Source organism: Streptomyces sp. NPDC006655 (assembly GCF_040703965.1).
Classification (GTDB): Bacteria; Actinomycetota; Actinomycetes; order Streptomycetales; family Streptomycetaceae; genus Streptomyces.
The window spans coordinates 1-4,939 of record NZ_JBEYJU010000089.1 but is presented as its reverse complement, the minus strand read 5'-3'; the positions used below and the strand labels follow the sequence as shown (position 1 = coordinate 4,939).

The window sequence follows — 4,939 nt, the reverse complement described above, 5'->3', positions numbered from 1 at the left end:
CGTGGTGGGCGGCGGGTCGGTCGCCGTCCTGTGGTGGGCGGCGGGTCGGTTGCCGTCCTGTGGTGGGCGGCGGGTCGGTTGCCGTCCTGTGGTGGGCGGCGGGTCGGTTGCCGTCCTGTGGGGGTTCGGGTGCTGTCGGCCCGGACCGTGTGGCGACCGGGGGCGGCGGTCGGGGCGCGGGGAGGGCGTCAGGGCGGCGGCGGCCGGGGACGCGGTCGCCGCGGGGGGAGTCCGGGACGGTGGGGCGAGCGCGGTGGGTGCGCCGGTGCCCGCCTCCTCCGGGTCGGGTCCCGCACAGACCCGCCGGTAGGGCACGTCGGGCAGGTAGCGCCGCCACTGCGCCGCGGTCAGGGTCCCGTCGGCGCGCGCGCAGAGCCGGGCGGCGACCTGGGCGGGGCCGACGGCGTAGGCCTGGACGGGGACGTGCGGACCGGCGGCGTACAGGTAGCCGTCGGGGCCGAACGCCAGGGAGTCGATCACGTCGCCGGGGGTGGTGGGGCTGCCGCCCAGGGGCCGGTCCAGGGCGAGGTCCCACAGGCGCAGGGCGCCGGATCCGTAGGCCACGGCGAGGGTGGTCGCGTCGCGGCTGAAGGCGAGGGCGGTGATCCGCGCGCAGAGGGCGCAGCCGGTGGTGTCGGGGAGGCCGGGGACCACCGCCACGGGCCCGTCGGACCTGCCGGTGTCCGACACGGTGACGGTTCCGTAGGCCCCGCCCGTCGCGAGAAGCCTGCCGTCGCGGCTGAGCGCGAGGTCGTAGCTGCCGCGGCCCTCGGTGAGCGGCGGCCGGGGGTTCGGCCCGTCCGGCGGTACGGCCGTCCGGCCCGAGAACCCGGAGGACAGGGCCGCCCGCACCGCCGCCTCGCCCACGTCCCGACCGGCCGCCCGGGTCCGGCGGACGGTGTCCCACATCTGCGGGACGACCGTGCCGGCGGGCCCGACCCAGCCGACCAGCAGTTGCCGGCCCTTCGGGGTGAGGGCGATCGCGCGGGCCGTGGCGGCGGCGGGCCCGGTGACCTCGAAGGAGGTCCCGGCGTGGCCACCGGGCAGGGTGTCCCGCACCGTGAACCGAGCGGTGGGAACGGCCCCGCTCCGCCCGGCGCCGGGCGTGGCACCGTCCACCCCGGCGGCAGGCGCGGCCCTGCCCACCGCACCACTCGCCGCACCCCCACTCACCGCACCACTCGCCCCACCCGCACTCGGCGCACCGCTCGACCCACCCCCACTCACCGCACCACTCGCCCCACCCGCACTCGGCGCACCGCTCGACCCACCCTCACTCACCGCACCACTCGCCCCACCCGCACTCGGCGCGACCCGTGCCGCCACGGCCGCCCCGTAGGCGACGGCCCGGCTGTCCGGGCTGAACGCCAGCAGGACGCGGGAGGTACCGAGGGAGCGTGTGGAGAAGGGGAGTACGGCGATCGTGCGGCCGGTGCGGGTTCTCGCCAGGCGCAGCCGGTACCCCGTCGCGGTCCGCTCCACGGCCGCCAGCAACCGGCCGTCCGGGCTGAGCAGTACGGCGTCGAGGGGCCGGGCCCGCCACGGGGCGGTCAGCACGGTGGACAGGTCGAGGGTGTGCACGCTGCTGCCCGCCAGATAGCGCAGGACCGAGCCGTCCACGTCCCAGGCGAGGTCGGTGACCGGGCCGCCGGGCACCGGCTGACGCAGCACCGGGATCCCCGGTGCCGAGATCCGCCACACCGTCACCCCGTCCGGCCCGGCCGCCGCCAGCGACGCCCCGTCCGCGGTGAAGGCGAGGTGCTGGAGGCCCGACCCGGTGAGGTCGGCGAGCCGGCGCCCGGTGGTGGTGTCCCAGACGCCCGCCCCGGTCGCGGAGGCCGCGGCGAGCCGTGTGCCGCCGGCCCCGAGAGCGACGGTCCCGGACGAGCAGTCCGGTGTCCGCAGGCCCTGCCAGCCGCCGTGCCGGACGGCGCCCCGGGCGGTGTCCCGCAGTTCCAGCGGCCGGCCGGGGCGGCAGACGGCCACCAGCCGGTCGTCCGGCGAGGGCACCGGGTAGGCGTCGACCGCCGCCGTACGGAAGAGCGTGCTGCCGTCGTCCACCGCGCGCAGCCGCACACCGGGGCCGGCCCCGGCTTCCCTGACGACGTAACTGTGCCCGTCGGCCCCGAAGCCGAGGACGTGGCCACCGGCCGGCGCGCGTCGGCCGGTGGCCCCGGGCAGCCGCCACAGGCGCCACCCGCCGGGGTCGGCCAGCAGCACGGTGCGGCCCGCGGGGTCGGCCGCGGCCACCTGGGCGTCGGGCAGCGTCCCGGACCCGGTGCGCCGGTGCCCGGTCACGTCCCACGTGGACCAGGAGCCGGCGCCCGCCACGAGCAGGGTGCGGCCGGAGTCCGCGAGGAAGGCCCCGCCGCTCTCGCCGGGCACCGGCCCGGTGAAGACGTCGTCCTCGGGTTCGGCGAGCGCGCTGAGCAGGGCGGCGCGGCTGACCGAGGAGGGGGCCAGCCGCCAGGCGGCGACGCTGAGCAGGGCGGCGGTGCGGGGGTCGGTGGACTGGGTCCGGCCGGCGAGGGCGGCGGCCTGCAACGCTCCGGCGCGGAGGTGCTCCAGGTCGGCCGCGTTGCCGCGCTGCCAGGCCAGCTGTCCGGCGACGAGCAGGGCCGCCAGGACCACGCTGAGGGCCACGGCCAGCCCGCGCGTCCGGCTGCGGATCCGGCCCGCCGTCCAGCCTTCCATGCGGCGGGCCACCCGGGAGGCGCTGAGGAAGGCGCGTTCCCGCCCGGTGAGGTCGTGGTCGTTGACGCCGCGGCCGAACAGCACGTCGGCGACGGCGAGTTGGGCACCCCGGTAGAGGTTGCCGGAGTCGTGGCGGCGTTCCTGCCAGATCCGGGCGGCCTCGCTGAGGCGGCGGTGCTCGGCGAGCCGTTCGCGGTGGGCGTCGATCCAGGCCTGTAGGCGCGGCCAGCGGGTGATCAGGGCCTCGTGGGCGAGTTCGACGCTCTCCTGGCCGAGGGTGACGAGCCGGGCGCGGGCGAGCCGCTGGAGGACTTCGGGAACCTCGGGGTCGGGCCACTCGCGCAGGTCGGCGCGGCTGACGGGGCGGCGGGTGTCGGCGGTGCCGGTGCCCGGCTCGATCAGCGCCAGCAGCAGCCGGCGGGCGGTGGCGGCCTGGGCGGGGCTCAGGCCGCCGTAGACCTCCTCGGCCGCCGCGGCGATCGCTCCGTGAATGCCGCCCGCGGCCTCGTAGGCGGCCAGGGTCAGGACGCCGCTGCGCCGTCTTCGCCAGGTCTCCCGCAGGGCGTGCGACAGCATCGGCAGCGCGCCGGGCTGGTCGGCGGCCTCCTCGATGATCCGCGCGGTGAGTTCGCGCTCCACCCGCAGCCCGGCCGCCGTGGCCGGCCGGACGACCGCTTCCTGCAACTCGGCCCGGTTCATCGGGCGGACGGTCAGCGCCGTGGTGCGTAACGCCTCCGCGAGGCCGGCGTGCGCCGTGCACAGGCTGTGGAAACTGCCGCCCACCGCGACGACCACGCGCAGCCGGCCGGCCGGTTCCCGGGCGGCGAGCAACCGGTCCACGAACCGCCAGCGGTCGGCCCGGTCCCGGCACAGGGTGAAGATCTCCTCGAACTGGTCCACCACCACGAACCGCTCCGGGCCGTCCGGCGGCGGGTCCAGAAGCCTTTCGTGGGTGGCGGCGGGCCGGCGCCCCGGCGTGATCAGCCGGAACTCCGTACCCCGGGCTTCGAGGCGGGGCAGCAGGCCGGCCCGCAGCAGTGAGGACTTGCCGCTGCCCGACGTGCCCACCAGCACCGCGAACCGGTGCTCCACCGCCAGCGCCAGGGCGTCCTCGACCAGCCGTTCCCGGCCGAAGAAACGGTCCCGGTCGGCGTATTCGAACCGGGCGAGCCCCTGGTACGGCGAGTCGCCGTCCTGCGCCGACGGAGGGCGCGCCTCCTCGGCGACGGCCTCCCAGCGGCGCTCCCACTCGTCCGGGTCGGCCCCGCACGCCCGCGCGTAGGCCCGCACCACCGCCGCCGACGCCAGCCGTTCCCCGGACGCGGCCCGCGACAGGGCGGTCACCGACAGACCGGTGTGCTTGGCCATGGTCCGGTACGACGGCGAACCGGCCGCTCTGCGCAATGCCCTCAGCTCATGCGCGAAACGCGGTACGGGCCCGTCGTCGGGATCCACCGGTCGTTCGGGACGGCCCACGGTTCCACCTCACGTCTGCTGGTGCAGAGGTTCGACTCCGGAAACCGCTTCCAAGGCAACGCAAGGCCCGACTTCGCTGCTCGCATGAGGGTTGCCGCCAGGTAAGCAAGAGCGGGCATCAGAACATCAGGCTGTCCCGACAAACGGTTTCCTTGCGAGTTAAAGTACTGTCCGGCTCGGGCGGCGGCAATCAACTCCACGAAATCCGGCCGCTGGGCGAGCGGACAAGCTCACGATGACCGGTACGCACTCACCAACAGCGTGTCGGCGGCGCGAGGACCCCTCCCACCAGGCAATACGTCGACGCCGACATCTGTGAACCCCGCCTCGTGGAGCAGCTTGGTCCACACCTGTTCCTGGAGAACCCAGCGGCGTATCGTCGTCGCTTCACCGTCCGGCGTCCTCGCCGGAATGTCCGCGGCCCGCACGTCGGGCTGCGCAGGCGCGCCGTTGAGATAGTGGCCGAGCGTGGAGAACACCAACTGCCCGCCGGACCGTGTCGACGATGGCGCTCGGCGCGAGCCCGAGCGACTCACCCCGGTGCGTCATCGCGGTCAGCAGGTAGGCGTACGCCTGCCCCAGCACGCGAGCGGCCATGATCGAGTCGTACGGACAGTCCCGCATGAGGAGCCCGACCTGCTTCTCCCAAAGGTCGAGGAGCACGACTAGGGCCCTTCTGATGAATCTCCGTGGGAGAAGGAGCGGCGTTCGGTGCGTGCGATCGGCGTGCGGGGTGGCGGGTCATGTGGCGGAGCCACCTGGCCCGCCA

1 protein-coding gene is annotated in these 4,939 nt (G+C 76.0%); it reads right to left on the bottom strand.

The genetic code is table 11. The features are described 5' to 3' along the window. On the bottom strand, positions 1–4,062 hold a 4,062-nt coding region (locus tag AB0958_RS35045; RefSeq protein WP_366894510.1), incomplete at its 3' end, for a hypothetical protein. Positions 4,063–4,939: the final 877 nt, after the last annotated feature.